At 65.7% G+C, this 26934-nt stretch carries 25 protein-coding genes; 7 read left to right on the top strand and 18 right to left on the bottom strand.

Going from position 1 to position 26934, the window contains the following annotated elements:
* Positions 1-30: 30 nt before the first annotated feature.
* Entirely contained in the window at positions 31-1467 is a 1437-nt protein-coding gene (locus tag ACSQ3S_RS13265) for an MFS transporter (protein ID WP_436142646.1), read from the top strand.
* Positions 1468-1552: 85 nt separating this feature from the next.
* Positions 1553-2119, top strand: coding sequence for a carboxymuconolactone decarboxylase family protein (locus tag ACSQ3S_RS13260; protein ID WP_436142645.1), 567 nt, complete (start codon positions 1553-1555; stop codon positions 2117-2119).
* On the opposite strand, the gene ACSQ3S_RS13255 is transcribed toward ACSQ3S_RS13260, so the two are convergent.
* The 5 genes from ACSQ3S_RS13255 to ACSQ3S_RS13235 all read right to left on the bottom strand — a co-directional run bounded on the left by ACSQ3S_RS13255 (position 2116) and on the right by ACSQ3S_RS13235 (position 8826).
* Positions 2116-3450 carry a sigma-54-dependent transcriptional regulator gene (locus ACSQ3S_RS13255; RefSeq protein ID WP_353402583.1) on the bottom strand — a complete coding sequence of 445 codons (1335 nt, stop codon included), beginning with the start codon at positions 3448-3450 and terminating at the stop codon, positions 2116-2118. The two genes, ACSQ3S_RS13260 and ACSQ3S_RS13255, sit on opposite strands and share 4 nt — an antisense overlap.
* Positions 3447-5321: an ATP-binding protein gene (locus ACSQ3S_RS13250; protein ID WP_176654006.1), complete on the bottom strand. Its 1875-nt coding sequence runs from the start codon at positions 5319-5321 to the stop codon at positions 3447-3449. The genes ACSQ3S_RS13255 and ACSQ3S_RS13250 overlap by 4 nt, the downstream gene beginning before the upstream one ends.
* A gap of 36 nt (positions 5322-5357) precedes the next feature.
* Positions 5358-6353, bottom strand: a complete 996-nt coding sequence (locus ACSQ3S_RS13245; protein ID WP_436142644.1) for a porin — start codon at positions 6351-6353, stop codon at positions 5358-5360.
* A 26-nt stretch (positions 6354-6379) separates the two neighbouring features.
* Positions 6380-7651: a dicarboxylate/amino acid:cation symporter gene (locus ACSQ3S_RS13240; protein WP_353402577.1), complete on the bottom strand. Its 1272-nt coding sequence runs from the start codon at positions 7649-7651 to the stop codon at positions 6380-6382.
* 224 nt (positions 7652-7875) lie between these two features.
* A complete protein-coding gene (locus ACSQ3S_RS13235) occupies positions 7876-8826 on the bottom strand; it encodes a sulfurtransferase (protein WP_436142643.1) in 951 nt (316 codons plus the stop codon).
* A gap of 225 nt (positions 8827-9051) precedes the next feature.
* Here ACSQ3S_RS13235 and ACSQ3S_RS13230 point away from each other — a divergent pair, with 225 nt between their 5' ends.
* Positions 9052-10692, top strand: coding sequence for a sensor domain-containing diguanylate cyclase (locus tag ACSQ3S_RS13230; RefSeq protein ID WP_353402574.1), 1641 nt, complete (start codon positions 9052-9054; stop codon positions 10690-10692).
* Between the two features lie 17 nt (positions 10693-10709).
* On the opposite strand, the gene ACSQ3S_RS13225 is transcribed toward ACSQ3S_RS13230, so the two are convergent.
* The 5 genes from ACSQ3S_RS13225 to oxc all read right to left on the bottom strand — a co-directional run bounded on the left by ACSQ3S_RS13225 (position 10710) and on the right by oxc (position 15764).
* Entirely contained in the window at positions 10710-11657 is a 948-nt protein-coding gene (locus ACSQ3S_RS13225; RefSeq protein ID WP_436142642.1) for a Gfo/Idh/MocA family protein, read from the bottom strand.
* Positions 11658-11746: 89 nt separating this feature from the next.
* Positions 11747-12256, bottom strand: coding sequence for a molybdenum cofactor biosynthesis protein B (moaB, locus tag ACSQ3S_RS13220; protein ID WP_436142641.1), 510 nt, complete (start codon positions 12254-12256; stop codon positions 11747-11749).
* Between the two features lie 8 nt (positions 12257-12264).
* The gene (locus ACSQ3S_RS13215) at positions 12265-12708 is read right to left on the bottom strand and encodes a PAS domain-containing protein (RefSeq protein WP_353402568.1); all 444 of its coding nucleotides are present in this window, start codon (positions 12706-12708) and stop codon (positions 12265-12267) included.
* A 64-nt stretch (positions 12709-12772) separates the two neighbouring features.
* The gene (gene frc, locus ACSQ3S_RS13210; protein ID WP_176654000.1) at positions 12773-14026 is read right to left on the bottom strand and encodes a formyl-CoA transferase; all 1254 of its coding nucleotides are present in this window, start codon (positions 14024-14026) and stop codon (positions 12773-12775) included.
* A gap of 28 nt (positions 14027-14054) precedes the next feature.
* Complete coding sequence (gene oxc, locus ACSQ3S_RS13205; RefSeq protein WP_436142640.1) at positions 14055-15764, bottom strand: oxalyl-CoA decarboxylase; 1710 nt, start codon at positions 15762-15764, stop codon at positions 14055-14057.
* Between the two features lie 173 nt (positions 15765-15937).
* Here oxc and ACSQ3S_RS13200 point away from each other — a divergent pair, with 173 nt between their 5' ends.
* Both ACSQ3S_RS13200 and ACSQ3S_RS13195 read left to right on the top strand, forming a co-directional pair.
* Positions 15938-16546: a Crp/Fnr family transcriptional regulator gene (locus ACSQ3S_RS13200; protein WP_176653998.1), complete on the top strand. Its 609-nt coding sequence runs from the start codon at positions 15938-15940 to the stop codon at positions 16544-16546.
* A gap of 199 nt (positions 16547-16745) precedes the next feature.
* Positions 16746-16910, top strand: a complete 165-nt coding sequence (locus tag ACSQ3S_RS13195; protein WP_176653997.1) for a hypothetical protein — start codon at positions 16746-16748, stop codon at positions 16908-16910.
* 54 nt (positions 16911-16964) lie between these two features.
* Here the strand turns inward: ACSQ3S_RS13195 and ACSQ3S_RS13190 are convergent, their stop codons facing one another.
* From ACSQ3S_RS13190 to ACSQ3S_RS13175, 4 genes are all read right to left on the bottom strand, one after another.
* A complete protein-coding gene (locus tag ACSQ3S_RS13190; protein WP_353402563.1) occupies positions 16965-17975 on the bottom strand; it encodes a 2-dehydropantoate 2-reductase in 1011 nt (336 codons plus the stop codon).
* Positions 17976-17992: 17 nt separating this feature from the next.
* Positions 17993-18760: a fumarylacetoacetate hydrolase family protein gene (locus ACSQ3S_RS13185; protein ID WP_176653995.1), complete on the bottom strand. Its 768-nt coding sequence runs from the start codon at positions 18758-18760 to the stop codon at positions 17993-17995.
* A 144-nt stretch (positions 18761-18904) separates the two neighbouring features.
* Positions 18905-20275, bottom strand: coding sequence for an oxalate/formate MFS antiporter (gene oxlT / locus ACSQ3S_RS13180; protein WP_176653994.1), 1371 nt, complete (start codon positions 20273-20275; stop codon positions 18905-18907).
* Between the two features lie 281 nt (positions 20276-20556).
* On the bottom strand, positions 20557-20895 hold the full coding sequence (locus ACSQ3S_RS13175) for a hypothetical protein (RefSeq protein WP_176653993.1): 339 nt from the start codon (positions 20893-20895) through the stop codon (positions 20557-20559).
* Positions 20896-21018: 123 nt separating this feature from the next.
* Here ACSQ3S_RS13175 and ACSQ3S_RS13170 point away from each other — a divergent pair, with 123 nt between their 5' ends.
* The gene (locus ACSQ3S_RS13170; RefSeq protein ID WP_353402559.1) at positions 21019-21942 is read left to right on the top strand and encodes a LysR family transcriptional regulator; all 924 of its coding nucleotides are present in this window, start codon (positions 21019-21021) and stop codon (positions 21940-21942) included.
* Positions 21943-22151: 209 nt separating this feature from the next.
* Here ACSQ3S_RS13170 and ACSQ3S_RS13165 read toward each other — a convergent pair whose 3' ends face one another.
* The 4 genes from ACSQ3S_RS13165 to frc (ACSQ3S_RS13150) all read right to left on the bottom strand — a co-directional run bounded on the left by ACSQ3S_RS13165 (position 22152) and on the right by frc (ACSQ3S_RS13150) (position 25660).
* Positions 22152-22637 carry a hypothetical protein gene (locus ACSQ3S_RS13165; RefSeq protein WP_436142639.1) on the bottom strand — a complete coding sequence of 162 codons (486 nt, stop codon included), beginning with the start codon at positions 22635-22637 and terminating at the stop codon, positions 22152-22154.
* Positions 22638-22900: 263 nt separating this feature from the next.
* Positions 22901-23845, bottom strand: coding sequence for a histone deacetylase family protein (locus ACSQ3S_RS13160; RefSeq protein WP_436142638.1), 945 nt, complete (start codon positions 23843-23845; stop codon positions 22901-22903).
* Positions 23842-24423 carry a TIM barrel protein gene (locus ACSQ3S_RS13155; protein WP_353402550.1) on the bottom strand — a complete coding sequence of 194 codons (582 nt, stop codon included), beginning with the start codon at positions 24421-24423 and terminating at the stop codon, positions 23842-23844. The genes ACSQ3S_RS13160 and ACSQ3S_RS13155 overlap by 4 nt, the downstream gene beginning before the upstream one ends.
* The gene (gene frc / locus ACSQ3S_RS13150; protein WP_436142637.1) at positions 24413-25660 is read right to left on the bottom strand and encodes a formyl-CoA transferase; all 1248 of its coding nucleotides are present in this window, start codon (positions 25658-25660) and stop codon (positions 24413-24415) included. Before frc (ACSQ3S_RS13150) ends, ACSQ3S_RS13155 begins: the two co-directional genes overlap by 11 nt.
* 281 nt (positions 25661-25941) lie before the next feature.
* Between frc (ACSQ3S_RS13150) and ACSQ3S_RS13145 the strand changes: the two genes are divergently transcribed.
* Positions 25942-26928: an NAD(P)H-quinone oxidoreductase gene (locus ACSQ3S_RS13145; protein ID WP_436142636.1), complete on the top strand. Its 987-nt coding sequence runs from the start codon at positions 25942-25944 to the stop codon at positions 26926-26928.
* Positions 26929-26934: the final 6 nt, after the last annotated feature.

Below are 26934 nucleotides of genomic sequence, written 5' to 3'. Positions count from 1 at the left end.
TGGACGCATGAGCGACATCCTCCGACAACCATGAACACCGCGGCCCAACCCGGTTGCGACCAGGCGATCGCGCTGGCCGCCCCGCCCTGCGCCGACAGCTCCGCCGTCGCGCATCCGCGCATGGTGCTGGCCACCACCATCCTCGCTTCCAGCCTGGCTTTCATCGACGGCTCCGTGGTCAACGTCGGCCTGCCGGCCATCGGCCGCAGCCTGGGTGCGGACGGCGCCGGCCTGTCGTGGGTGGTGAATGGCTATCTGCTGTCGCTCAGCGCCCTGCTGCTGTTGGGCGGCGCCGCCGGCGACCGCTTCGGCAAGCGCCGCGTACTGCTGCTCGGCGTGCTGTTGTTCGCGCTGGCTTCGCTGCTGTGCGCCTTCGCTCCCACCTTGCCGCTGCTGGTCAATGGCCGCATCCTGCAAGGCATAGGCGCGGCGCTGTTGATGCCCAACAGCCTGGCCGTCCTCGGCACGCATTTTGAGGGCGAGGCGCGCGGCCGGGCCATCGGCATCTGGGCCGCCGTCGGCGCGGCGGCGGGCGCGCTCGGCCCCCTGCTTGGCGGCTGGTTGATCGACGTGGTCGGCTGGCGCGCGATCTTCTTCATCAACCTGCCGCTGGCGGCGGCCGCGCTGTACCTGGGTGCGCGCTACCTGCGCGAAGAGGCGGCCATGGCGGCGCAACCCGGGGCCAGGCTGGATCTGCCCGGCGCGGCATTGGCCAGCGTCGGCCTGGCCTGCCTCACCTGGGGATTGACGGTGGCTTCCAGCGGCGCCGGCTTCAGCTGGCCGCCGCTGCTGGCGATCGCATCCGGCGCCGTTGCGCTGCTGGCCTTCCTGCGGGTCGAACAACGGGCCGGGGAGAACGCCATGCTGCCGTTGTCGCTGTTCGGCTCGCGCAGTTTCAGCGGCTTGAACCTGATGACCTTCCTGCTGTACGGCGCGCTGGGCGCCTTGCTGTTGCTGGTGCCGTTCGTGCTGATCGAAGTCGACCACTATTCGGCCAGCGGCGCCGGCGCCGCGCTGCTGCCGCTGCCGGTGGTGATCGCGCTGGCGTCGTCGACGATGGGCCGCATCGCCGGCAAGATAGGCGCGCGACTGCCGCTGACGGTCGGTCCGGTGGTGGTGGCCGCCGGATTCCTGCTGGCCATGCGCATCGGCGACGGCAGCTACTGGACCACCACGTTGCCCTCCATGCTGGTGATCGCCGTCGGCATGGCGATCGCGGTGGCGCCGCTGACGACGGCCGTGCTGTCGTCGGTGGATGCGGGCCACAGCGGCGTCGCCTCCGGCTTCAACAGCGCGGTAGCCCGCGCGGGCGGCTTGTTCACCACCGCGTTGCTGGGCGTGGTGCTGGCGTCGCACGGCGACGCGCTGCTGCATTCCTTCCATATCGCCGCCCTGGCCTGCGCCATCACCGCGCTGGCCAGCGCCGCCTGCGCCTTCATCTGGATCGCCGATCCCGCAAAGACCTAAGCAAGACATGGTGCGGCAACGCACAGCGCCGGCGGCGGGTCCGGCCTACCCTGTAGGCTGACCATACAACCATCAAGGAACCGCCATGCGCCTGCCGCTGATTGCCCCGCAAGACCTGACACCCGAACAAAAGCAGCTGTACGACAATATGCGCAAAGGGATCACCAGCAATTTCAACGACTTCATCGCCGTGCGCGAAGACGGCGCGCTGATGGGCCCCTGGAATCCATGGCTGCACGAGCCGGCCGTCGGCAAGGCCATCTGGGACCTGACGCTGGCAATGACCGCCAACGCCACCTTGGCCGACAATGTGCGCCAGATCGCCATCCTGACGGTGGGCGCCAGCTACAACGCCGCCTACGAAATCTACGCCCACATCGCCGTCGCCGAGCGCGAAGGCATGTCGGCCGCGCGCCTGGCCACGCTGGTGGCGGACCTCAAGCCGGCCGACCTGGCCCCGGAAGAAAGCGTGGCCTACGACATGGCCTATGCGCTGAGCCGCGGCGGCACGCTGCCGGAACCGCTGTACCGCCTTGCCGTCGACACCTTCGGCCAGCACGGCGCCAACGAACTGATTTACCTGGTCGGCCTGTATGCGCTGGTGTCGGTAACGCTGAACGGCTTCAACGTCCCCGTGCCCGAGCGCGACTAAGTCTTATAGCCGTCCGGCGTCAGGCTGTACTTCTGCATCTTGTAGTAGAGCGTTTGCTTGGGCACGCCGAGGGCGGCACTGACCTCGCTGACGCTGCCGCCGGCCTTGCGCAATTCCTGCTCAATGACGGCGCGTTCGAAGCAGCCGACCTGCTCGGCCAGCGGCAGCGGCGCCATGCTGCGCGCCGACAGCAGTCCGTCGGCGCCGCTCGACAGGCCGAGCACGAAGCGCTCGGCGATGTTGCGCAACTCGCGCACATTGCCCGGCCAGTCGTGCGCCATCAGCGACTGCATCAGCGGCCCCGGCACCGGCGGCGCGGCGCGTTTGTAGCGCGCCGCCGCCCCCAGCAGGAAGTGCTCGAACAGCAGCGGGATATCCTCGCGCCGTTCGCGCAGCGGCGGCAGGTTCAGCACGATCAGGTTCAGGCGGTAGTACAAATCGCTGCGGAATTTCTGCTGGTCCGACCACTCCTTCAGGTCGACCTTGGCGGCGGCGATCACGCGCACGTCCACCGGCACCGGGCTGTTGGAACCGAGCCGCTCGACGTAGCGCTCCTGCAGCACGCGCAACAGCTTGACCTGCAGCGCCATCGGCAGGCTCTCGATCTCGTCGAGGAACAACGAGCCGCCGTCGGCATGCTCGATCTTGCCGATCTGGCGCTTGCCGGCGCCGGTGAAGGCGCCCGGCTCGTGGCCGAACACTTCGCTCTCGAAGATGGTCTCCGGGATGGCGCCGCAATTCAGGGCGACGAAATGGCGCTTGTGGCGGCGGCTGAACTGGTGCAGGCAGCGCGCCACCATTTCCTTGCCGGTGCCCGTTTCGCCGTAGATCAGCACATCGGCCGGCTCGTCGGCCAGGTCGAGGATCAGGCGGCGCAGGTCGCGCATCGGGGCCGAGTCGCCCAGCAGCGTGGCCTCGATACCGACGCCGTGCTCGATGCGGTGGCGCAGCGCGGCCACCTCCAGCATCAGCCGGCGCGTTTCCACGGCGCGCTGCACCACTTCCGCCAGCTGCTCGGACGAATACGGCTTGGCGATGAAGTCGTAGGCGCCGTCGCGCATGGCGCCGACCGCCATCGTGATGTCGCCGTGGCCGGTCACCAGCACCACCGGCAGCTGGGCGTCGATGGCGCGCGCCGCCGCCATGAATTCCAGCCCGCTCATGCCGGGCAGGCGCACGTCGCTGACCACCACGCCGGCGAAACCGGGCGTGATGCGCGCCAGCGCCGGTTCGGCGGCGTGGAAGGCTTCCACCTCGAACCCGGCCAGGTCCAGCGCCTGCGCGCTGCCGGCGCGCACGGTGGCGTCGTCTTCAATCAATAATACTTTCATGCTGTCTCCTGTGCCGCGAGCGGCAATTCTATGATGAACCGGGCGCCGCCGGCGGCGGTGGTTTCCACGCGCAGCACGCCGCCCGATTCGCGCACGATCTGCTCCGAGATCGCCAGTCCCAGTCCCAGGCCCTTGCCCTGCGCCTTGGTGGTGAAAAACGGTTCGAACAAATGGGCGCGGATGTCTTCCGGTATCCCCGGTCCGGTATCGGCCACCGCGATCAGCGTCCGCGTAAAGGTGGCGTCGACGGTGACGGTGAGCTGGCGCGTCTCGCTGTCGGCCATGGCGTCCAGCGCGTTGTTGAACAGGTTGACCAGCACCTGCTCCAGCCGGTTGCTGTCGCACAGCGCCCGCACGTCCGGGCTCAGCATCGACATGCGGAAATTGACCCGCTCCTGCTCCACCCGCCGCTCGACCAGGAACAGCGCGGCGGTGACGGCGGCGGCCACCGGCGCCGGCGTCGGACTGGCGTCGGCCTTGCGGGCAAACTGGCGCAGCTGGCCGGTCAGCGCGCCCATGCGGCCGACCAGCTGCGAAATGGTCACCAGGTTGGACCTGGCCTCGTCCAGCCGGCCGCGCTCGATCAGCACCTGCGCGTTGTCGGACATGGTGCGCAGCGCCGTCAGCGGCTGGTTCAGCTCATGCGTGATGCCGGCCGACATCTGGCCCAGCACCGCCATCTTGCCGGCCTGTACCAGCTCGCTCTGCGCCTGCCGCAGCTTCTGCTCGGCCTGGCGGCGCACGGCGTTTTCCTCGCTGAGGTTGTGCGTCATCTGCTGCAGGCTGGAGGTGCGCTCGGCCACCATGGTTTCCAGGTGATCGTAGGCACGCTGCAAATCCTCGCGCGCGCGCAGCCGCTGGCGACCGAGGCGGCGCCGCTGCCGCAGATACAGCACCAGCAGCAGCACCAGCGCCTGCACCAGCAAGGCGACCACGAAGGCATTGCGGGCGCTGGCCTGCGCCGGCCCCAGGTCGGACAGGTAGACGAAATGCCAGTTGCGCGGCGCCAGCGAACGGCCCTGACTCAGCATGCGGGCGGACCCGGACGGTGTCGGCGGAGGCGCGGCCACGATGGCGGCGCCGCCGTCGAGCGGGCGCAGTTCGCGCATGCCCAGCGGCGTCAGCGCGTGCGAAAAATACTGGCGCGAGGTTTCCAACTCCCGCAGCACTTCCGGCGTCAGCGGCGCCAGCGTGCGGTACTTCCATTCCGGCACCGAGCTGAGAAACACCACGCCATGCGCGTCGGCCAGCAGCACCTTGTCGGCGCCCTGCTCCCAGCCCTTTTCCAGCGACTCGATATTGACCTTGACGGTGGCCACGCCCAGCATGCGGCCGTTGTGATAAATCCCGTGGGCGAAAAAATAGCCCGGTTCGCCGCGCGTGGTGCCGACGCCGTAAAAGCCGCCGGGGGCGCGCCGCAGCGCGTCGCGCACGTAGGGCCGGAACGCGACGTTGTCGCCGACAAAGCTGTCCGCCTCGCGCCAGTTGCTGGCCGCCTGCGTCACGCCCTGCAGGTTGACGATGTAGATGGTGGTCGATTTGGACCGGCGGTTGAGCTGCTCAAGGTAGGCGTTGACCTCGGCCCGCAAGGCCTCGTCGCCGGGCTCGCGCAGCAGCGCGATCACGTCCTTGTTGAGCTCCAGCGTGCCGGGCAGGAAATCGTACTTCGACAGCAGGTTCTCCAGGCTGACCGCGTAGCCGTCGAGCCGCTGGGCGCCGGCCACGCGCAGCTTGTCGATGGCCACGTTCTCCATCCAGCGCCACGCCAGCCCTGCCAGCGCCAGGCCGCAGGCCAGCAGCACCGCCCACCGCGCCAGGCGCAGCAGCCGGCGGCCTGGCCGCGACGGCGCGGCGGTGTGCGATGCTGCCATAGTCTTCCTTGCATTCTCTGTCATCCGAAGTTGACATTAAAACACATGACGTACACCCAGGTTCATTCCGGTGGTACCGGAACCGGTGTCGATGGCGGTGCCGACCCGGAAAGCGGCGCCGTTGCGGTTGATGATGTGACCGTAGGCCGCATACAGGTCGGTGCGGCGCGACAGCGGGTGGCTGTAGCCCAGCGCCGCCTGCCGCGCGTGCTGGCGCAGCCCCGAGCCGTCGTGATGGTCGATCAGCGAGGCGATCACTTTGTCGCTGCCCAGCGCCGCGGTGAAGCCCAGCAGCGTATCGCGGCTGTCGTTGCCCAGCAGGTCGCGGTTGCGCGCGTGCGCCAGGTGGCCGGTCACTTCGCCGAAGCGGTAGCGCCCCACCAGCATGGTGTTGCGGCTGTGCGCGGTGGCGCCGCTGTTGTCGCGCCGCTGGTGCGCGATCACCACGCTCAGCGGGCCGTTTTCGTAGCTGCCGCTGGCGCCGAGGTAGCGGTTGCTGGCGCTGTCGCCGGCCGTTTCGCCCAAGCCGTATTGCACGTCGGCCGCAAAACCGCCGGCGCGCGGCGTGATGTATTCGACCGCGTTGTCGACGCGCGAATTGTTGGCGAACAGGTTTTGCGCATTGCCCGCCATGCCGGTGACGAACGGGTCGGCCACATTGTTGAGCGCCTTGTAGAACGGCGTGTACTGGCGGCCGATGCTCAGCGCCCCGGCCCGGCCGGTCAGGCACAGCAAGGCCTGACGGCCGAACAGCAGGCCGCCCTGCCCGGCGGCGCCGGTATCGAGGGCGTAGCCGTTTTCCAGGATGAAGGTCAGCGTCAGGCCGTCGCCCAGGTCTTCCTTGCCCCGGAAGCCGATGCGCGAGCCGGAGGCCACGCCGCTGCTGACCTTCTCCACCGAACCGGCGCTGCCGCCGCGCTCCAGCACCAGGCCGGCGTCGGCCACGCCATACACGGTGACCGACGATTGCGCCTGCGCGCCCAGCGTAACCAGCCCCAGCGCCATGGCGCTCAAGATGTACTTTTGAATCAATTCAATCTCCTCTTTTATATTTTTATTCAAGCCGCGCGCATTTCGGCGACGGTCGATGCCTGAGGCTCCGGGTCCAGCGCGCCTTCCCACTTGGCGACGACGGCGGTGGCGACCGCGTTGCCGACCGCATTGGTGGCCGAGCGGCCCATGTCGAGGAACTGGTCGATGCCCATCAACAGCAGCAGGCCGGCTTCCGGAATATGGAACTGGTTCAGCGTGGCGGCGATCACCACCAGCGACGCGCGCGGCACGCCGGCGATGCCTTTCGAGGTCACCATCAGCAACAGCAGCATGGTGATCTGGGTGCCGAGCGAGAGCTCGATGCCGTAGGCCTGGGTGATGAACAGCACGGCGAAGGTGCAGTACATCATCGAGCCGTCCAGGTTGAAGGAATAGCCCATCGGCAGCACGAAGCTGGAGATCTTGCGCTGCACGCCGAAGCGGTCCAGCGCCAGCAGCAGCTTGGGATAGGCCGCCTCGGAACTGGCGGTGGAAAACGCCAGCAGGAAGGGTTCGCGTATCAGCCCGATCAGGCGGAACACGCGCTTGCCGAGGAACAGGAAGCCGCCCAGCACCAGCAAGGCCCACAGGCACGCCAGGCCGAGGTAGAAGCCGCCCATGAATTTGGCGAAGGTGGCCAGGATGCCGAGGCCGTTGGTGGTGATGACCGAGGCCATCGCCGCGAACACCGCCAGCGGCGCCAGGTTCATGATGGCGCCGGTAATGCGCAGCATCACTTGCGCCAGCTGGTCGATCACGGCGGTCAGCTTGGCGCCCGCCTCGCCCAGCGCGCCCAGCGCGCTGCCGAAGAAGACGGCGAACACCAGCACCTGCAGGATTTCATTGTTGGCCATCGCCTCGATCGGCGACTTCGGCACCATGTGGGCGACAAATTCCTTGAGCGTGAAGGCCGAGGTTTTAAGACCCGTGGCGGCGTCGACCGGCGGCAGCGGCAGGCCCAGATGGGCGCCCAGCTGCATCAGGTTAGACAGCAGCATGCCCAGCGTCAGCGACGCCAGCGAGGCGATCACGAACCAGCCCATGGCCTTGATGCCGACGCGGCCGGCAGCCTTGGCGTCGCCCATGTGGGCGATGCCGACCGCCAGGGTCGAGAACACCAGCAGCGAGATGATCATCTTGATCAGACGCAGGAACACGTCGGTGACGATGGAGATGTGGCTGGCGATGTCGGCGCTGAGCTTTTTGTCGGGGAAGGTTTCGTGGCAGGCGTAGCCGACCAGCACACCTAGGATCATCGCGACCAGGATGTAGAGCGTTAATGGGCGTTTCTTTTTCACTTGGCTTCTCCAGTTTCTTGTTGTCGTGGGCCCCGGCGGCTGCCGCGGGTGCGACATAGATAGCAATGGCTGTGCCAGCCGCTTGCGCACCAAAAATCCGCAGCAAGCCCTTGATTACTAAAGAAATTCTTTATGGAAATAGCAATGCGGGATCAGCCGCCATCCAGGAATCTGGATGGCCGGCGGGTCGCTTGTATGGAAAGTTGGAAAGTGCCCGGCGGAGCTCAGCAACGCTGGCCGGAGGCGGAAGCGTCGCAGGCCAGGCCGTGGTGGTGGCTCCATTCGAACCAGCCGCCGTCGTAAACGCTGATTTGCGGCCAGTCCATCAGCCAGGCATAGAAGAACGCCATCGACGCGCGCCAGCCGGTGCCGCAATAGAAGGCGATCGGCCGGCCGGGCACGATACCGCTGGCGGCCCATTGCGCGGCGATGGCGGCCGCCGGCTTCATGCTGCCGTCGGCCAGCTGGTAGGCGCTCATGCTGTTGACGTCGCCGTCCTCGCCGGCCCGGCCCCAGCGCGCGCCCGGAATGTCGCCCCGCGCCACGATGTAGCTGTAGCCGGAGACCTTGCCGGTGAACTCGGCCTCCGTGCGGATGCTGGCCAGCACGCCGTCTTGCCGGCGCAGCAAGGCCTGCACCTGCGCGGTGTCCACCATGTATTCGGGATGGGCCGGGAACGCGGCGCCGAAATCGGCCGCCGGGACCATGCCGCCCGGCGCGCCCGGCCCCCGCTCGCATGGATGGCCGCCGGCCAGCCACAGCGCGTAGCCGCCGTCCAGCAGGCGCACGTCGGCCACGCCCGCGTACAGCAGCAGGTGGGCGGCGCGGGCGGCGGCGAGGTTGTTGCGGCCGTAGAGTATCACCGTGGTGTCGTGGCGCAGGCCGCGCGCCAGCAGCAGCGCCAGCAAGGCGTCGTCCGCCACCTTGTTCCACAGCGGCTGCTGTTCGATGTAGCAGGTGTCGAGGTAGCCGGCGCCGGGAATGTGGCCCTGCTCGAACAGCGCGGCGCCGCCGCAGCCGACTTCGATCAGCCGCCAGCCGGCCGCCGGCGCCCCGTGCACCCGCACGCCGGACGCCAGCGCCGCCAGCCACGCGGACGTGACCAGCTGGCGCCCACGGATCAGGTCCGGGCGAAAGTCGGCGGCGGCAATATTGTCGGGATGGTCAGGGCTCATGGGCAAACGGCGGACAGGGCACGGTATTTTACGCGATGGCGCGGTGCGGTCCCGCTGTTGCTCCTCGACTACATGGATTTTATTTCCCAACAGAAATTTCTCCAAGGTCTATAATGAGCTGGTAAGCGGCCCCTTCCCAAGTCCCGAGGCGACCGCGTATCCGGCCCCTACCATCGGCCGGACATAATTGATGCGCGACACGATCGCGCGTACGGGGGAGACATCGTGGGGCCATTTCTCCGCGTGCTGCACAGCTTCAAATTCAAGGTGACCGCCACGGTCACGTTGATGGTGTTGATCGCCGCCACAGGCGTGGGCGGCGTGTCGCTGCTGATTTCCGAGGCCGAGATGCGGCCTGTGCTGGCGGCGCAGGAACTGTCGCTGCTGAACAGTGCCGCCGCCTACATCGACAACGACCTGCAAAACAAGCAGAAGCTGCTCAAGTCGGCCATCGAAACGCGCCGCGGCCACGATCTGAAACTCGACGACATCCAGGAAATGCTGGAAGCGCACAACACGCTGCGCGACGAGTTCTTCAACGTCTCCGCGTTCGACATGAACGGCACCATCATCGCCAACCTGAACGACCGCCGCCGCAAGGGCTCGATCAACGCCTCGACGCGCAAGTACTTCCAGGACACCGTGCGGCTCAGGGAAGGCCTGGTCTCCGAACCGTTCCGCAGCGCCATGACCAACAAGGCGGTGGTGGTCGTCACCCAGCCGCTGGAAAATGAACAGGGCGAGATCATCGCGGTGCTGGTCGGCTCGGTCGACCTGCTGCGGCCATCGTTTTCAGGCCAGATGGACGCCCTCAGCCAGGCCGGCGGCGGCTACCTGTTCATCGTCACCGCCGACGGCGTCGTGGTGCACCATCCGAACAAGGACTTCCTGCTGCGCCAGCAACCGGGCGGCACCGAAGTGCTGATCGACGCGGTGCTGAGCTCGCCCGAGGGCTGGCAGGACGATCTGCTGGACGAAGGCGTGCCGACGCTGCTGGTGCACAAACGCCTGAGCCGCGTCGACTGGACGGTGGCGCTGGCGCGGCCGCTGCGCAGCGTGTTTGCGCCGCTGCTCAGCATCCGCCTGCGGGCGCTGGCCGCCATTTCGATGATCACGCTGTGCGCGGCGTTCTTCGGCTGGGTCATCATCAAGGGGCTGCTGCGGCCGCTCGGCACGCTGCGCCTGCATGTCGAGCGGATCGACAGCGATCCCACCGACGTGGTCGCGCTGGAGACCGACCGCCTGGACGAGTTCGGCCTGCTGAGCCGCGCCTTCCAGAACCTGACGCGCCGCCGCGAGCAGGTGGAAAAGGACTTGCAGCTGCTGGCCACCACCGACGCCCTGACCGGCGTGCACAACCGGCGCATGTTCGACGCCTTCCTGCCGACCGCGCTGGCGCGGGGCGACCGCGCCGGCCAGCCGGTGGGCCTGGCCATGCTGGACGTCGACAAGTTCAAGCTGATCAACGACACCCACGGCCATGCCGCCGGCGACGCCGTGCTGATCGAGTTCGCGCGCCGCCTGTCGGGGGCCGTGCGCGCCACCGATACCGTGGCGCGGCTGGCCGGCGATGAATTCGTCGTGGTGTTCGAGCAGCTGTCGTCGCCGTCGGAGATCAACGTGCTGGGCCAGCGCATCATCAGCGCGATGGCCCAGCCGTTCGATATCGGCGGGCTGAAGCTGTCGGTGACCGCCAGCGTCGGCATCGCCGTCACCAGCGCGCCCCACACCCAGCCGGACGAGGTGCTGAAGTCGGCCGACGAGGCGCTGTATGGCGTCAAGGCGGCCGGCCGCAACGGCTATGCCGTCAACATGGTCGGCGCCGAGCGGGTGCTGCGCGTGCGGACGGTCGGCAAGGTCGGCTGAACCCGGCCTTCGGTACTTCAGTCGTGGAAGGCGTCGACGACGCTGCGCTTGCCCAGCATGAAGGCGTCGGCCACGTGGCGCAGCGGCGCCACATCGACGTCCGGGCGCCCTGCCCGGACCAGCTCGGCGAAGCGGCGGTACAGCGACGGATATTCCGCCTCCTTGCCCAGCGGCTGCTCGACGCCGGCGATCCACAGCCGCGCGCCGCCGTCACTGAGCTTGAGCTCGCCCGCCGCCGTGCCGACGATGATGTCCCAGCTTTGCTTGCCGGTCTGGCGCCAGTCGAACTCGGCGTGCACCGGCATGCCGGCGGCATCCTGGAAGTGCAGCTGCGCGGCGATGGGCGCGTCGCGGTTTTCCGGGAATTCCAGTGTGGCACGGTTGAGGAAGATCAACGACGGCAGGATTTCGGTGACGATGGACAGCGCGTTGATGCCCGGATCGAACACGCCCAGGCCGCCGGCCTGCCAGATCCATTCCTGGTTCGGATGCCAGTGGCGCACGTCTTCCTTCCACACCACGTGCATGCTGGTCGGCGCATGCGCGGCCAGATAAGCCTTGGCCGGCTGGACCGCCGGCGCATAGCGCGAATGCCAGCTGGTGAACAAGGTCAATCCCCTGGACGCCGCCAGCGCCTCGAGGTCGGCCACTTCCGACAGCGTGGCGCCGGGAGGCTTTTCCAGGAACACGTGCTTGCCGGCCGACAGCGCCGCATGCGCGGCCGCGTAGCGGTACTGCGGCGGCATGCACAGCGACACCGCGTCGATATCGGGCACGGCGGCCAGCATTTCTTCGATCGAGCGGAAGCCCGGCAGGCCCTCGACCGTGTTGTTGCGGCTGGCCGAGGCGACCAGCTGGAAATCGGCATTGGCGGCGACGGCCGGCAGGTGCTGGTCGTGGACGATCTTGCCGACGCCGACGATCGCGAGCTTGATAGCTGAGGCTGACTGGATTGCTGACATCATGGTTCTTTCATAAGCTGAGGGGGTAGCATGGCCGCCATGCTACGGCGCCGCTTGCAGCTTAACCAATGATTTTTATGAAGGCAAATATACTAATTTGACATGGAAGCAAGGTGGGAGGCGAAGTTGCAGGGTTTATGGCGGCTGTCCAGCTGTTCGGCCAGGATGCCGTCCCAGGCCAGCGCGCAGGCGCCGGTCGATCCCGGCAGGCAGAAGATCAGCTTGCCGTTGGCGAAGCCGGCCAGCGTCCTGGCCTGCATGGCGGACGTGCCGACGTCGGCATAGGACAGCTGGCGCATCAATTCGCCGAAGCCCGGCACTTCGCGGTCCAGCAGCGGCAGCACCGCTTCCGGCACCACGTTGTTGGCGGCGTAGCCGGTGCCGCCGTTCATCAGCACCACCTGCACCTCGCTGTCGGCGATGCAGTCGCTCAACACGCGGCGGATCTGGTAGAGATTGTCGGAGACGATGGCGCGTCGCAGCAGCCGGTGGCCGGCGGCCTGCAGGCGTTGCGCCAGCAGGTCGCCGGACGTGTCGTCGGCGGCGGTGCGGCTGCCGCTGACGGTGAGCACGACGCAGCGCAGGGAAATGCTGTCGGCCATGGCGCGATCTAGGTCAGCGTGGAAGCCGGAGCCGCCGCCGCTTCCAGCTGCGCCAGACGGACGCGCAACTGGCGTTCCTCGGCCCAGCGCACGGTTTCGTCGCGGACCACGGCCACGATGGCCGTCACCTTGCGGGCGTCGTCGTACAGCATCGCCACCGTGAACGCGATCGATAGGGTGCGGCCATCCTTGTGCAGCGCCGGCACACGCAGCACGTCGCTGCCGTAGCGGGTCTGGCCGGTGGCCATGGACTTGTTGTAGCCGTCCCAGTGGCGCCCCCGCTGGCGTTCCGGAATGATCAGGTCGAGCGACTTGCCCAGCGCGTCGTCGCGCGTGAAGCCGAACATGCGCACCGCGGCGTCGTTCCACACGATGATCGCGCCGGCGGCGTCGCACACCACCACCGCGTCGCCGATGGCCTCGACCAGCTGCTGGTAATCTGTTGTCTGCATGGCTGTCTCCAAAAATGAACGAGGGCGGAACCAGGTCCGCCCTTCTCGGTCTGCTAGTTGCCTATCATACCGCCGACGCGGCGTGCAGCGCGGCGATTTCCTTGGAACTGTAGCCCAGCGTTTCCAGCACTTCGTTGGTGTGCTCGCCCAGCAGCGGCGAGCCGGTGATTTCCACCTTCAGGTCGGAGAACTTGATCGGGCTGCCGACGGTCAGGTACTTGCCGCGTTCCTTGTGGTCGACCTCGGTGATCGTGCCGCTCTCGCGCAGCGACGGGTCGTTGGCCAGCTCCTTCATCGTCATCACCGGCGCGCAAGGAATGTCGAACTTGCGCAGCACGTTGACCGCCTCGAACTTGGTCTTGTCGGCCAGCCAGGCTTCGATGGTGCCGAAGATGTCGAAGATCTTGTCCTGGCGCGCCGCGGCGGTCATGTAGGCAGGATCCTCGATCCACTCCGGCTTGCCGATGGCGCGGCAGATCGGCGCCCAGGCGTGGCCCTGGATGGTGAAGTAGATGTAGGCGTTCTTGTCGGTCTCCCAGCCCTTGCACTTGAGCACCCAGCCCGGCTGGCCGCCACCGCCGGCGTTGCCGCCGCGCGGCACCACGTCGGTGAAGCTGCCGTGCGGGTACTGTGGATACTCTTCCAGGTAGCCAATGCGGTCCAGGCGCTGCTGGTCGCGCAGCTTGACGCGACACAGGTTCAACACGCTGTCCTGCATCGACACGGCCACCTTCTGGCCCTTGCCGCCGTTGCGGTTGCGGGCGTGCAGCGCGGTCAGGATGCCGATCGCCAGGTGCATGCCGGTGTTGCTGTCGCCCAGCGCGGCGGCGCTGACGGTCGGCGGGCCGTCGTCGAAGCCGGTGGTCGAGGCGGCGCCGCCGGCGCACTGCGCCACGTTTTCATACACCTTCAAGTCTTCGTAGTGGTGGCCGTCGCTGAAGCCCTTGACCGACGCGACGATCATGCCCGGGTTCAGTTCGCGGATGTGTTCCCAGGTGAAGCCCATGCGGTCCAGCGCGCCGGGGCCGAAGTTTTCCACCAGCACGTCGGACTGCTTGATCAAGCGGGTCAGCACTTCCTTGCCTTCCGGAGTCTTGGTGTCCAGGGTCAGCGACTTCTTATTGCTGTTCAACATGGTGAAGTACAGCGCGTCGACGCCGGGAATGTCGCGCAATTGCGAGCGGGTGACGTCACCTGCGCCCGGGCGCTCGACCTTGATCACATCGGCGCCATACCAGGCCAGCAGCTGAGTGCAGGCCGGACCGGCTTGCACGTGGGTGAAATCGATGATCTTGATGCCTTCTAACGGTTTAGTCATGATGTCTAGTCTCCTGATGTAATTAGACTTACTTCTTGCCTGCAGTGCTGGGATTCAGGTTGGTCAGGCGGCCGCTCTCGGTGCCTGCGGTTTCGTCGATGACGGCGTTGATCAGCGTCGGCTTGCCCGATGCGATCGCTTCCGTCAGCGCCTTGGTCATTTCCTCCGGGTTGGTGACGTGGTAGCCGACGCCGCCGAAGGCCTCGATCATCTTGTCGTAGCGGGCGTTCTTGACGAACACGGTCGGCGCGACATCCTTGCCGCCGGTCGGGTTGACGTCGGTGCCGCGGTAAACGCCGTTGTTGTTGAAGACGATGGTGACCACCGGCAGTTCATAGCGGCAGATGGTTTCCAGCTCCATGCCGGAGAAGCCGAACGCGCTGTCGCCCTCGATCGCCACCACCGGCTTGCCGCTGGTGACGGCGGCGCCGATCGCGTAGCCCATGCCGATGCCCATGATGCCCCAGGTGCCGGAGTCGAAACGCTTGCGCGGCTCGTACATGTCGATGATGCTGCGGGCGAAGTCCAGCGTGTTGGCGCCTTCGTTGACGACGTTGATGTCGGGCCGCGTCTTGAGCACGTCGCGGATGGCCCGCAGCGCGCTGTGGAAGTTCATCGGCGACGGATTCTGGTTCAGCATGCCGGCCATCTTGGTCAGGTTCTTGTCCTTGCGCTCGGCGATGGCGCCGGTCCAGGCCGCGTCGGGCTTGCCGTGGCCGCCGCTGCGGATGCCGCTCAGCAGCGCCGACACGCAGGAACCGATGTCGCCGATCAGCGGCGCGGCGATCGCCACGTTGCTGTCGATTTCGGTCGGCGAGATGTCGATCTGGATGAACTGCTTGGGCACGCCCCAGGTCTTGCCCTTGCCGTGCGCCAGCAGCCAGTTCAGGCGGGCGCCGACCAGCACCACCACGTCGGCTTCGGCCAGCACGTAGGAACGGGCGGCCGAGGCCGACTGCTCGTGGGTGTCGGGCAGCAGGCCCTTGGCCATCGACATCGGCAGGTAGGGAATGCCGGACTCTTCAACCAGCGCGCGGATGTCGGCATCGGCCTGGGCGTAGGCGGCGCCCTTGCCCAGCAGGATCAGCGGCTTTTTCGCGCCCTTCAGCAAGTCCAGCGCGCGCTGCACCGAGTCCGGCGCAGGAATCTGGCGCGGCACCGGATCGACCACCTTGACCAGCGACTTGCGGCCGTGCTCGGCATCGATGACTTGCGCCAGCAGCTGCGCCGGCAAGTCCAGGTAGACGCCGCCGGGACGGCCCGAGACGGCGGCGCGGATCGCGCGCGCCACGCCGATGCCGATGTCCTCGGCCTTGTTGATGCGGTACGAGGCCTTGGCGTACGGCTTGGCGGCGTTCAGCTGGTCCATCTCTTCGTAGTCGCCCTGCTGCAGGTCGACGATTTCACGCTCGCTCGAACCGCTGATCAGTATCATCGGGAAGCAGTTGGTGGTGGCGTTGGCCAGCGCGGTCAGGCCGTTGAGGAAGCCAGGCGCCGACACGGTCAGGCAGATGCCGGGCTTCTGCGTCATGTAGCCGGCGATGGCGGCGGCGTTGCCCGCGTGCTGCTCATGACGGAAGCCGATGAAGCGCATGCCTTCAGCCTGCGCCAGGCGCGCCAGGTCGGTGATCGGAATGCCCACCAGGCCGAAGATGGTGTCGATGTCGTTGTGTTTCAGTGCATCGATTACCAGGTGAAAACCGTCGGTCTGTTCGGATGACTGTGTGTTATTTGTCATGATGAGTGTCTCTTATATTGGTTTAATGAAGGTCCTGCCACGCGACTCCCCGGTTACACGGTCCGGGCTAGTTGTTGGGGCCATCATAGCGAGCGCACTTGTTTTCTCTCATTGACCGCGGTCAATTTTCATCGGAAGATGTCCAACATTTCAAAATAAGTATCGAACAATCTATGACGCTGTTGGCTAGCCATCCTGAACGCAACATCATCCGTGTCCAACTTCGGCAGAACCTGGTCCTGAAGGAGCTGCGCGACAGCGAGATGGCGTCGCTCGAACCCTTCCTCACCATCGTCGACTACCAGAAAGGCGACCTGCTGCTGAACCAGGGCGTGCACGAGATGGAGCAGTACTTCATCCTCGACGGCGTGCTCAAGCGCGTGGTGACCAACCAGGAAGCCAAGGAAATGATCTTGCGCTTTGCGGCCGAGCGCGACATCGAGACCAGCTACGCGGCCTGGCGCCTGAAAACGCCGACGCCGTACAGCATCGTCGGCGTGACCAAGGTGCGCGTGGCCAAGCTGCCGATGCCGCAGTGGGTGGCGTTTTTGGAAAGCCACACGCAGATCAAGCACAATTTCGAGTTCGAGGTGATGCGGCTGATGAGCGAGATCATGGGCCATACCATCACCCTGCATCTGCTCGACGCGCCCGGGCGGGTGCACCGTTTCGTGCGCAAGCACCCGGAATTGTTCGAGCGCTTGCCGAAGAAACAACTGGCGTCGTACCTGAACCTGTCGCCGGAGACGCTCAGCCGTTTGAAAAATCAAGGTAAAATCTGACGGAACGCCAGTGAAAACTTGACCGCGGTCAAGTTTCCCGAAATTAGAAATATCAGGCTAAAGCGCATTTCTCATAGATATTATTCAGAAATGGCATATCTGATATAGGGGCTCGCAATTAGCGGTGGGCAGCCGGCCTGCCTATACTCGTTTCATACCCAACGCGCTGGCACCGATTTTTATCTTAAAGGAAACTACCATGACCACCATTACCAACAAACAAACCATTCCAGGCACCGCACCGGCGGCCCCGTTCAGCCTGATCGGCTTCATCGAGACCCTGCTGGCCGTGCGCCTGCGCGAGCAGCTGGACGCCGACACCAAGGGCGACAAGTCGGACGCCGCCTTCCACTGGGGCATGTAATATTCGATAAAAAGCCGCCTGCCCGCGCGACGCGGACAGGCGGCTTTTTTTCGTTCAAGCCACCTTCAGCAGCCGCACCTGGCCGCTTTCCTCGGCCATGGTGCGCTCCAGCAGCTTGACCAGCGCGTAGACCGAATCGATATGCGGCGTCGGCGTGCCGGTCAGCCTACCCAGCTCCACCACCGAGCCCACCAGCGCGTCGATCTCCGGCCCCCTGCCCGCCTCGATATCCATCAGCATCGAGGTCTTGTGCTGGCCCACCTTTTCCGCGCCGGCGATGCGTTTTTCCAGGGTCACGCGGAAGCTGATGCCCAGCTTGGCCGCGATGGCCTGCGCCTCGCGCATCATGTCGGCCGCCAGCTCGCGCGCCAGCGGGAACTGGCAGATGTCGACCAAGGTCGAGTGCGACAGCGCGCTGATCGGGTTGAAGGTCAGGTTGCCCCACAGCTTGAGCCAGATCTCGGCGCGGATGTCCTCCAGCACCGGCGCCTTGAAGCCGGCGCGCGTCAGGCACTCCGACACCATGTGCACCCGGTCGCTGTTCGAGCCGTCCAGCTCGCCCACCGGGAAGCGCTCGCCCTCGACGTGCCGCACCACGCCCGGCGCCACCAGTTCCGACGCCGGGTAGACCACGCAGCCGATCACCCGTTCCGGCGGGATCAGCGTGCTCAGGTCGCCGTCCGGATCGACGCTGCGCACATGGCGTCCCGCCAGCTCGCCGCCGTGGCGGTGGAAATACCAGTACGGGATGCCGTTCTGCATGGTCACCACGCAGGTGTCCGGGCCGAACAGCTTGTGCAGCTGTCCCGCCACCGCCGCCACCTGATGCGCCTTCAGCGCCAGGATGACGATGTCCTGCGGCCCGGCGGCCGCATAGTCGTCGGTGGCCTTCACGTTGGTGGCGACCCGCTCCACGCCGTCATGGGCGATCAGCTTGATGCCGTTGCCGCGTATCGCCGCCAGGTTGGCGCCGCGGACCAGGAACGTCACGTCCTCCCCCGCCAGCGCCAGCATCGCTCCCACATACCCCCCTATCGCTCCCGCGCCTACTATTGCGATCTTCATGTTGCTGCTCCTTGGTTTTACTCGAAACGGTTGCTGAGCTTGCCAATGCCGTCGATCTCAACCTCGATGATGCTGCCCGGCCGCATCGAACCGACGCCGACCGAGGTGCCGCACAGCAGGATGTCGCCCGGATCCAGCGTCATGTCGCGTGAAATCCGGCTGACCAGCTGGGCCACCGAAAACACCATGTCGTTGATCGGGTAGTCCTGCCGCACTTCGCTGTTGAGGAAGGTGCGCACCACCAGCATGGCCGGGTCCAGCCCGGTGGCGATCACCGGGCCGAACGGGCAGAAGGTATCGAAGCCCTTGGCCCGCACCCACTGCGGGAAGGTCGGATCGCGCTTGATGATGTCGTTGACGGTCACATCATTGGCACAGGTATAGCCAAATACGTATTGCATCGCGTCTTCTTCGGCGACGTTGAAGCAGGTCTGGCCGATGACGATGGCCAGCTCGCCTTCGAACGCCACCTTGGCGTCGCACAGCGGCTGGCGGATCGTGCCACCGGGCGCCAGGTAGGAATTCGGGGTCTTCAGCAGGTACAGCGGCTCGGGCGGCGGTTCCAGCCCCAGCTTTTGGCCCAGCGCGTGGAAGTTGTTCCACATCGCCAGCACCTTGCCCGGCACCACGGGCGTCAGCAGCGTCACATCGTCGATGTGCAGGCAGTACGGGGTCATGGTCGGATAGTCGAACATGTCGCCCTGGTAGACCCGGATCTTGTTGCCTTCCAGGGTACCGAAGCGCACCGTGTCAAGGTGCTGGAAACGCAGCCAGCGTTGTATCATTTTGGATTCTCCTTGGAGCGCTACGGGAGCGCGGCGACAGGCCGCGCGAGGGAGGGACGGCGGGCGGCGAGGTTCGCGGCGCGCCTTCCGGCACCGGACCGGCGTGGGCGGATGGCCCGGCCGGTCGGTGTTATGGCAGCCGGGTCAGCTTGCCTGCTTGCTGGCCAGCGGAACGCCGTCCATGTTGCGGCCGTGATAGCCGGTCGTGACCACCTTGTTCTCGTCGTCGTGGATGGCGTTGGCGTTTTCGATGAAGCGCTTGCGGGCCGGTGCCAGGATGAACTTGGCGGCGCAGGCGGCCAGTATCGTGATGCTGGCCGCGGCGATGAACACCCGGTCCCAGTTGCCGCCGGCCGACAGCACCGAGGCCAGCGGCACCAGCAGCGAAGCCGTGCCCTTGGCGGTGTACAGCGTACCGGCGTTGCCTGCGGCGAACTTGACGCCGTAGGTGTCGGCGCAGATGGCCGGGAAGATCGAGAAGATCTCGCCCCAGAACAGGAACAACAGCGCGGCGAACACCATGAAGGCGACCGGATCGTGGCCGAACTTCATCAGCCCGAGGATCGACAGGCCTTCACCCAGGAACACCACGAACATGGTGTTCTCGCGGCCCAGACGGTCGGAGATGAAGCCGCACAGCGGACGGGTGAAGCCGTTGCACAGGTTGTCGATCGACAGCGTCATCGTCAGCAGCGGCAGCGTGATGCCGAACAGCGTGATCGGCAGCTTGGCCAGCCCGTAGTCCTTGGCGATCGGGCCGATCTGCGCGGTGGCCATCAGGCCGCCGGCGGCGACGGCGACGAACATCGCATAGATCAGCCAGAACAGCGGCTGGCGTATCATCTTGCCGGTCGGGTAGTCGACCTTGGTGGTGACGATGCGCGGCGCCACCTGCACGCCACGCGGCGCCTTCGGCCGCACCATGAACATCGCCAGGATCAGGATCAGCACGCCCTGCAGGATGCCGAAGAACATGAACGCATGCTGGTAGCCCGAGTCCTGGATCATGTTACCGATGGGGATGACGGTGACCGCGGCGCCGGCGCCGAAGCCGGCGGCCGTCAAGCCGGCGGCCAGGCCGCGCTTGTCCGGGAACCACTTGAGCGCGTTGCCGACGCAGGTGCCGTAGACGCAGCCGGCGCCGATGCCGGCGATGACTGCCGCGATATACAGCTCGGTCAGCGTGGTGGCGCGGGAATCGATGATCCAGCCGGCCGCCGCGAACACGGCGCCGATGGCCACCACCGGACGCGGACCGAACTTGTCGACCAGCCAGCCTTCGACCGGCACCAGCCAGGTTTCAACCAGGATAAAAATGGAAAACGATAATTGAATGGCCGACAGACCCCAGTGGTTCTGGGCCTCCATCGGCGTGACGAACAAAGTCCATGCGTACTGCAGGTTGGCGACCAACCCCATGCAAATGATGCCGAATACCAGCTGGACCCAGCGGTTGCTGGTTTTCCTGCTGTAGGCATCATGGTCAGTCAGATGCACTTGACTTGGATGGCTCATGACTTGTCTCCTTCTGGATCGCTGTGCGAATCTCTTGGTGTTATTGAATTACGTTATACAGGCTGGCCAGCATTGCCGCCAGACATGTTCCCTTTTTACCGAATCGTGGAAGCTCAACTCTGTCGGCCCCGCCTGTTTCGCTTCAAGGCCGCCGGAGAATGAGCCGATTGTGGAAGATGCGTCCCGCGAAATCCTTGACCGCGGTTAAGAATCAGAAACTTGTATTTATTTCAAATTGGCAACTGACTTTTGATTGGCTTTGGAATGACTTCGGGCCGGACTCAAAAGCCGATGTCGCCGTGCTGGAACACCGCCCAGTTGGTCATGGCGGCGGACGGGTCAGCGCCGGCGCCGGTGCTTTTTTCCAGGCAGCGCGCCATCGTCACCTGGATCGCGTTGACCAGGAAGTCGGCGTCGTACACGCGCAGCATGTGCGGGTGGCGGCTCTCCAGGTAGCGGCGCAGGTGCGCGCGCTGGCTCTCCACGCACATCTGGCAATCGTAGTCGGCGCTGTCCCAATGCCAGCGCAGGCCCAGTTCGTAAAAGGCCGCGTTGTAGGCCTGGCGCTGCGCGTCGGCCAGGTCGGTGATATCGGCTTGCAAATAGCTCAGGGTGCTCATGTCTGCTCCTCCGTGTTTTTGAATTTGTCTGTTGACCAATGCATCGTAGGGCGTAACAATGATTAGGTATAGTTAAAGCTTTTTGGCATTTCCATTCACGATCCTGTATACATAGGCAGAACCATGAAACACGCGACGCTGCGCCAGTTGAAAGTGTTTGAAGCGGTGGCGCGCCACCTGAGTTTTTCGCGCGCGGCCGCTGAACTGCACCTGACGCAGCCGGCGGTGTCGACCCAGATCAAGACGCTGGAAGGCCACGCCGGCCTGGTGCTGTTCGAACAGCTGGGCAAGAAGGTGTACCTGACGCCGGGCGGCGCCGAGCTGCTGTACCACAGCCGCGCCATCATCCAGCAGTTCCAGGAGGCGGAGGACGCGCTGACGCAGTTCCGCGGCATCGCCGGCGGCAAGCTGAACGTGGCCGTCATCAGTGCCGGCGACTATTTCTTCCCGCGCCTGATGGTGGAATTTGCGCGGCGCCATCCGGGCGTCAAGCTGAACCTGACGGTGCACAACCGCGCCGAGCTGCTGGAGCAGCTGGTCAGCAACCAGACCGACCTGGCGGTGATGGTGCGCCCGCCGCAGCAGGCCGACGCCGCGCACGCGGCCTTCGCGCCCCACCCGTACGTGATCGTGGCGCCGCCCCAGCACCCGCTGGCGGGCCAGCGCCGCATCGCCATCGAGCGCATCGTCAGCGAGCCGTTCGTGGTGCGCGAGCGCGGATCGGATACGTGGAATTCAATGGAGGACGGCTTCGGCGCGCACCTGGAGCGGCTGAACGTGGCGATGGAGATCCGCAGCACGGAGACCATCAAGCAGGCCGTCATCGCCGGCATGGGCGTGGCCTTCCTGTCGGCGCACACCATCAGCCAGGAACTGAAGGCCGGCAGCCTGGTGGTGCTGGAGGTCGAGGGTTTTCCGGTGATGCTGAACTGGTATGTGGTGCACCGCAAGAACAAGCGCCTGCCGCCGGTCGCGCTGGCGTTCAAGCAATTCCTGCTCAGCGACGGCGCGGCGCTGATCGAGCAGTACCTGGCACCAGCCGCATGAAAAGGCAGCGGTGGGCCTGAGATGCCGGTATTCTTTGCGGCCATAAAGTCTAATTCGGTCGAAAACGCGGCAATTCGGGCTAAAGGAGTCCAGAATCGCCGGTGTGTCTGGTTTTTTAGACCGGGATAGACAATCGGCTCGATTCTCTAGACTGAAATCGCCTCTGCCAAGAAACCTCTGGACCGATTTAGACTCTCCAGCCTGGTGTTTTAGACTGGTTCGGACGCCTCAACCTCACAGCCGCTGAGTACGTGACCTTGCAGCTTCTTGGCAGCGCTGCCCCGGCAATTGTCGGCACGTATCCAGTAGTCGTCGCCGGGAAAGCGCAACCAAACAAAGCGCCAGGCATTGCGCCCCGTCGTGTGGCGATTGGCAAACAGAGAAGGAGTCAAGTACTCGCCATCATCAGAGCGGATACGATCACCCACCACTTGGGCGAATTCAATGCTGTCGAGGTAGCTGGTTCGCAGGTGAGTTCCTTCGGGTAGGAAGACACCCTTCCATTGAAAACCGCGCAGAGCGCGGCCGTTCTTGCGTGTCGCGAGCCGGCTCATTTCAATCGCCAACCAGCGTTGAACAAGCTCTGTCACAAAAGCATCAGGCTTAACTCCCGGCCGCGCATCCATCAAATGGAATTCCAAATTAAGGAAGTCGACTACGGGAAGATATACGGGTTGCTTCGCTTCATATGTCATGACTGGGTCCTTTCGAAAAGGGTCTATAAGTTGGACCTCAGAAAAGAACTTTGGTTCACTTTAGACTGTCGCGGTCTAAGACGCACTAGAATTAGCGCGAGGTGCGGATTTCATGGACCGTTTTAGACGGCAGGTACAAATTTTTAGACTGGGTTAGCCGAAGTGGGACGGGCTTAGACGGAATTAGACTAAGTTGGTTTTTGGAATACCCAAGACCCGGCCTCTATTCGACACCGCGTTGCCCGCCCTCGTGAATCGAGCGCTCAGCGTTTGGATGTCATCAAGGCGCGCACGTGGGCGGCCGTGCCGCCGGCCAGTCCGCTGACGCTGTAGCCGCCTTCGAGGATGGAGACGATGCGGCCCTGCGCGGTGTCGGCGGCGATCGCCATCAGCTCTTGCGTGATCCAGTGGAAGTCGTCGTCCACCAGCTGCAGGCCGGCCAGCGGATCGTCGCGGTGGGCGTCGAAGCCGGCCGAGATCACCAGCAGCTGCGGCGCCCAGGCGCGCAGCGCCGGCAGCATGTCGAGCCGCACGCGGTCGCGGAACATGGCCGAATCGCAGCCTGGCGGCAGCGGCACGTTGAGGATGTTGTTGCGGCTGCCGGTTTCGCTGCGCAGGCCGGTGCCCGGATACAGCGGCGACTGGTGGCACGACGCGTAGAACAGCCCCGGCAGCGGCGCGAACGCCGCCTGCGTGCCGTTGCCGTGGTGGACGTCGAAATCGATCACCGCCACCCGCTCCAGCCGGTAGCTGCGGCTGGCGTGGGCGGCGGCGATGGCGGCCTGGTTGAAGATGCAAAAGCCCATCGCCCGGTCCGGCTCGGCATGGTGGCCGCACGGCCGCGTCGCGCAGAACACGTTGACCGCCTCGCCCAGCATGACGTCGTCGATGCCGGCGCAGGCCGCGCCGATGCAGCGCATGACCGCCCGCCAGGAGCCGGGCGACAGCATGGTGTCGCCGCCGTCCAGCGGCACCGTGCCCCGCAGCGGCACCGCCTCGGAGACGGCGTCGTAATAATCGGCGTCGTGTATCAGTTCGGTCTGGGCGCGGGTGCCCAGCGGCGCCTCCTGCCAGTCCAGCGCGGCGAACTCGGGCGTCTTGAGCGCCTCCAGCACCACCGCCAGCCGCTGCGGCGATTCCGGGTGGCCCTCGCCCGGCTGGTGGTCGTAGCAATCGACGTGGGTGTAGATGCGGGTGTGCGGTTTCATGGATGGTCGCCCTGGTCGGGCAGGAACAGGTTGTCCGAGCCGGTGTCGCGGATGATGTCGAGCGCCTGGCCGCCGCCGGTGATGAAATAGCCCGGCTCGTTGGCCACGCCGAGCGCGTCGCGCAGCGCGATCTGCAGGGCGATGCCGTGCGGCTTGAGCAGCCCGGCGGCGTAGCGCAGATTGTCCACCAGGGTCAGCCGCGCCAGCTCCGGCGTCACGTCCGCCGGCTGCAGCCCGGCCAGGCAGCGCAGCTGGCGCACGCCCAGCGGCCGGGCGTAGCGGATCGCCTCCTCGACGCCGTAGCGGAACTCGCCGGTGCGCGAAGGATGGCAGGCGATGCCGCGCTCGCCGCCGCCCCAGTCGCCGGCCGGCAGGCAGTAGCGCACCAGCTGCAGCCCGTGGCTGCACAGCCGGTGCGCGATCTGCTCGACCGGATACGAGTACGGGAACAGGAATTCCACGCCCTCGAAGCCGGCCTGCGCGGCCGCTTCGAACCGGTCCAGGAAACCCAGCTCGCCGAACAGGATGTTCAGGTTGGCCGCGTGACCGGGCATGGCGCGCAGCTGCCTAGATGACACGTTCTTCACGCAGCGCGGCGATCTGCTGGGCGTTGTAGCCGAGTTCACGCAAGACCTCTTCGGTGTGCTCGCCCAGCAGCGGCGAACGGGTGACCTCGGTGGCGCTGTCGGACAGCTTGATCGGATTGCCCACCGTCAGGTACTTGCCGCGCTCCGGATGATCGACCTCGACGATGGTGCCGCTGGCGCGCAGCGACGGTTCCTCGGCGATTTCCTTCATCGACAGGATGGGGCCGCAGGGAATGTCGAACTTGTTGAGGATGTCCATCACCTCGAACTTGGTGTGCTCGCGCGTCCACTCCTCGACCGTGGCGAAGATAGCCATCAGCCGCGGCAGGCGCGCGCGCGCGGTGGCGTAGTCGGGGTCGGTGATCCAGCCTTCGCGCCCGATCACCTGGCAGATCGCCGGCCACACCGGCGCCTGGGCGATGAAGTAGATGTAGGCGTTGGGATCGGTCTCCCAGCCCTTGCACTTGAGGATCCAGCCCGGCTGGCCGCCGCCGGAAGCGTTGCCGGCGCGCGGCACCGAGTCGCCGAAGGTGCCGTTGGCGAACTGCGGATATTCCTCCATCGTGCCGGTGCGTTCCAGCCGCTGCTGGTCGCGCAGCTTGACGCGGCACAGGTTCAGCACCGCGTCCTGCATGGCGGTGTCGACCTTCTGCCCGCGGCCGCTGGCGTTGCGCTGGTACAGCGCGGTGACGATGCCGAGCGCCAGGTGCAGGCCGCTGCCGCTGTCGCCGATCTGCGCGCCGCTGACCACCGGCGGGCCGTCGTCGAAACCGGTGGTGGCCGCCGCGCCGCCGACGCACTGGGCGACGTTCTCGTAGACCTTGCAATTCTGGTAGGGGCCGGGACCGAAGCCCTTGACCGAGGCCACGATCATGCGCGGGTTCAGTTCCTGGATGCGTTCCCAGCTGAAGCCCATGCGGTCCAGCGCGCCCGGGGCGAAGTTCTCGACCAGCACGTCGCAGTCCTTGATCAGGGTCTCCAGCACCTGCTTGCCCATGGCCTTCTTGGTGTCGAGCGTGATCGAGCGCTTGTTGTGGTTCAGCATGGTGAAATACAGGCTGTCGACGCCGGGAATGTCGCGCAGCTGGCCGCGCGTGGCGTCGCCCTCCCCGGCCCGTTCCACCTTGATCACGTCGGCGCCGAACCAGGCGAGTAATTGGGTGCAGGTCGGTCCCGACTGCACATGGGTGAAGTCCAGGACGCGCACCCCGTCTAATGCTTTGCTCATGTTACTGTCTCCAAACATTTATAATTTTTTCGTTAGTATGCGCCGCGCGGGCGCACACTTGGCTAACTTAATTTTGCTGCGGCGCGGGATGGAGCGAATACGGGAATGCGCCAGATTTGAACCCATCATAGGCAAGGCATGTGTAAATGCTCATTGACCGCGGTCAAGATTCGCCAGATGGCCGCAACGCCGTCCGTCTTGCGGAAAATTGACTGCGGTCATGGTGATTTTTCCGGGCCCGCGCCTACCATCGGCTATCCACAAAAACACAAGAGGAAGCCATGCGTGCCATCGAAATCACACACCCGGGAGAACCCGAAGTCCTGCAACTGTGCGAGCGCCAGCGCCCGTCGCTGCTGCCGGGACAGGTGCTGATCAAAGTCCACGCGGCCGGCATCAACCGGCCCGACCTGCTGCAGCGCGCCGGCAAATATCCGGTGCCGCCCGGCGCCTCCGATTTGCCGGGCCTGGAAGTGGCGGGCGAGATCGTCGCCGGCCATGTCGGCGACAGCGGCTTTCATATCGGCGACATGGTCTGCGCGCTGGTCCAGGGCGGCGGCTATGCGCAGTACTGCCCGGCGCAGATCGAGCTGTGTTTGCCGATCCCCAGGGGCTTGTCCCTGCTGGAGGCGGCGTCGCTGCCGGAGACCTTCTTCACCGTGTGGAGCAATGTGTTCGACCGCGCCGCGCTGGCGCCGGCCGAGACCTTGCTGGTGCAAGGCGGCACGTCGGGCATCGGCGTGGCGGCGATCCAGCTGGCCAAGGCTATGGGCCACCGCGTGTTCGCCACCGCCGGCTCGGATGAAAAATGCCGCGCCTGCGTCGAGCTGGGCGCCGACCGGGCGATCAATTACCGGACCGAGGATTTTGTCGAAGTGGTCAAGGCGGCCACCGGCGGCAGGGGCGCCGACGTGATCCTGGACATGGTGGGCGGCTCCTATGTGCCGCGCGAGATCAACTGCCTGGCCGACGACGGGCGGCTGGTGTTCATCGCGCTGCTGGGCGGGTCGCGCGCCGAGGTGCCGCTCGGGCAGATTCTGCTGCGGCGATTGAGCGTGACCGGTTCCACGCTGCGTCCGCGCCCGGTGGAGTTCAAGGCCGCCATCGCCCGCCAGCTGCGCGCGCGAGCGTGGCCGCTGATCGAGGACGGCTTGATCAAGCCGATGATCTACCGCACCTACCCGTTGGAGCAGGCCGCCGAAGCGCACGCGCTGATGGAAACCAGCGCACACATCGGCAAGGTGATGCTGCAGGTGATCAAGGAGTAACCTCCA

Origin of the sequence: Duganella sp. LjRoot269 (assembly GCF_964254095.1) — a bacterium.
GTDB classification, from domain to species: domain Bacteria; phylum Pseudomonadota; class Gammaproteobacteria; order Burkholderiales; family Burkholderiaceae_D; genus Rugamonas; species Rugamonas hordei.
The sequence above is the reverse complement of the archived record's forward strand: the minus strand, read 5'-3'. Positions and strand labels throughout refer to the sequence as shown.

Bases quoted from the DNA above. Each gene is read 5' to 3' on its own strand.
- ACSQ3S_RS13265 (WP_436142646.1), top strand. From the start codon at position 31: ATGAACACCGCGGCCCAACCCGGTTGCGACCAGGCGATCGCGCTGGCC.
- ACSQ3S_RS13260 (WP_436142645.1), top strand. From the start codon at position 1,553: ATGCGCCTGCCGCTGATTGCCCCGCAAGACCTGACACCCGAACAAAAG.
- ACSQ3S_RS13255 (WP_353402583.1), bottom strand. From the start codon at position 3,450: ATGAAAGTATTATTGATTGAAGACGACGCCACCGTGCGCGCCGGCAGC.
- ACSQ3S_RS13250 (WP_176654006.1), bottom strand. From the start codon at position 5,321: ATGGCAGCATCGCACACCGCCGCGCCGTCGCGGCCAGGCCGCCGGCTG.
- ACSQ3S_RS13235 (WP_436142643.1), bottom strand. From the start codon at position 8,826: ATGAGCCCTGACCATCCCGACAATATTGCCGCCGCCGACTTTCGCCCG.
- ACSQ3S_RS13225 (WP_436142642.1), bottom strand. From the start codon at position 11,657: ATGATGTCAGCAATCCAGTCAGCCTCAGCTATCAAGCTCGCGATCGTC.
- moaB (WP_436142641.1), bottom strand. From the start codon at position 12,256: ATGGCCGACAGCATTTCCCTGCGCTGCGTCGTGCTCACCGTCAGCGGC.
- ACSQ3S_RS13215 (WP_353402568.1), bottom strand. From the start codon at position 12,708: ATGCAGACAACAGATTACCAGCAGCTGGTCGAGGCCATCGGCGACGCG.
- frc (WP_176654000.1), bottom strand. From the start codon at position 14,026: ATGACTAAACCGTTAGAAGGCATCAAGATCATCGATTTCACCCACGTG.
- oxc (WP_436142640.1), bottom strand. From the start codon at position 15,764: ATGACAAATAACACACAGTCATCCGAACAGACCGACGGTTTTCACCTG.
- ACSQ3S_RS13200 (WP_176653998.1), top strand. From the start codon at position 15,938: ATGACGCTGTTGGCTAGCCATCCTGAACGCAACATCATCCGTGTCCAA.
- ACSQ3S_RS13195 (WP_176653997.1), top strand. From the start codon at position 16,746: ATGACCACCATTACCAACAAACAAACCATTCCAGGCACCGCACCGGCG.
- ACSQ3S_RS13190 (WP_353402563.1), bottom strand. From the start codon at position 17,975: ATGAAGATCGCAATAGTAGGCGCGGGAGCGATAGGGGGGTATGTGGGA.
- ACSQ3S_RS13185 (WP_176653995.1), bottom strand. From the start codon at position 18,760: ATGATACAACGCTGGCTGCGTTTCCAGCACCTTGACACGGTGCGCTTC.
- oxlT (WP_176653994.1), bottom strand. From the start codon at position 20,275: ATGAGCCATCCAAGTCAAGTGCATCTGACTGACCATGATGCCTACAGC.
- ACSQ3S_RS13175 (WP_176653993.1), bottom strand. From the start codon at position 20,895: ATGAGCACCCTGAGCTATTTGCAAGCCGATATCACCGACCTGGCCGAC.
- ACSQ3S_RS13170 (WP_353402559.1), top strand. From the start codon at position 21,019: ATGAAACACGCGACGCTGCGCCAGTTGAAAGTGTTTGAAGCGGTGGCG.
- ACSQ3S_RS13165 (WP_436142639.1), bottom strand. From the start codon at position 22,637: ATGACATATGAAGCGAAGCAACCCGTATATCTTCCCGTAGTCGACTTC.
- ACSQ3S_RS13160 (WP_436142638.1), bottom strand. From the start codon at position 23,845: ATGAAACCGCACACCCGCATCTACACCCACGTCGATTGCTACGACCAC.
- frc (WP_436142637.1), bottom strand. From the start codon at position 25,660: ATGAGCAAAGCATTAGACGGGGTGCGCGTCCTGGACTTCACCCATGTG.
- ACSQ3S_RS13145 (WP_436142636.1), top strand. From the start codon at position 25,942: ATGCGTGCCATCGAAATCACACACCCGGGAGAACCCGAAGTCCTGCAA.